This is a genomic window from Vibrio sp. 1078-1 (genome assembly GCF_033340475.1).
Genome location: NZ_JAWOWM010000967.1, coordinates 1 through 508 on the forward strand (window position 1 = coordinate 1; position 508 = coordinate 508).

A 508-nucleotide genomic window follows, 5' to 3' on the forward strand; every position below is an offset into this window, starting at 1 on the left:
CGCTTTGTTTTCATCGGCAAGCAATTTTTCCCGTTGTTTGGTCTGCTTTAGCTCAACTAACGCTTCTTGTAATGCTTCTTGTTGGTATGTGTCTAAATATTTATCTTTCATAAGGTTTATGGAAAATCGCTGATGAGATCATCAAGTTTCCATGTCCATTTTCGCCGCCGATAAATCTTCCCTGCTCACCAAAGGTAAATGGGCATATAAATGGCAAGTGTTCCAGTTCCTGATTAATTTGTTCGCAAACGCTATTCATGTCTTGCATTAAGTGCAACATCGGTCCTGCACAAAATATATTTATGACACCAATTTTTCGAGATTCTTCTAATTTTTGGTTAAATGCAGCATTCACGACTTTTGCCGCTCGAGCGATTAAATGCTCCCTACTCCCTTTCATCAAAGTAAGCTCTTCCCCTACCGAAATCTGGGTAAATAGCTCAATCCCCCCATCTTCGGTCTCACGTATTGGATGGGAAAGCTTGTAATAAGGTCTATCGTACAAATG

At 40.2% G+C, this 508-nt stretch carries 1 protein-coding gene; it reads right to left on the reverse strand.

The genetic code is table 11. From position 1 onward, the window contains the following. Positions 1–100 precede the first annotated feature (100 nt). A partial coding sequence (locus tag R7190_RS31125; protein WP_318138376.1) for an FIST C-terminal domain-containing protein occupies positions 101–508 on the reverse strand: 408 nt, incomplete at its 5' end.